The sequence below is a fragment of the Nocardioides humilatus genome (assembly GCF_008373755.1).
Classification (GTDB): Bacteria; Actinomycetota; Actinomycetes; order Propionibacteriales; family Nocardioidaceae; genus Nocardioides; species Nocardioides humilatus.
The window spans coordinates 1-245 of the sequence record NZ_VUJV01000071.1 but is presented as its reverse complement, the minus strand read 5'-3'; the positions used below and the strand labels follow the sequence as shown (position 1 = coordinate 245).

Sequence of the window (245 nt, the reverse complement as noted above, 5' to 3'; positions counted from 1 at the left end):
GAGTTCGCCCTGCTCGGCGAGTCCGTCGGCCGTCCGGTGCCGCCGGAGGCAGGCGTCGGCCAGCGGACCAACGCCGGCACCTACGCTCCAGAGGCCGGCGCCACCTCGGTTGCGACCCGGGCCGTGCTGCGGGTGTACTTCGCACCGCACGGCGCGCAGCGGGTCGCCCTGACCGGCCGCCGCATCAGCTGGGTGCCTCCGACGGGCTGATCCGCACCGTGTCCCCCGGGCCGGGGGACGTGGAT

General features: G+C 76.3%; 1 protein-coding gene. It reads left to right on the top strand.

The annotated features are described in order from the left end of the window. Positions 1–210, top strand: a 210-nt coding sequence (locus F0U44_RS23180) for a hypothetical protein (RefSeq protein ID WP_188113637.1), incomplete at its 5' end; no start/stop codon positions are given. Positions 211–245: the final 35 nt, after the last annotated feature.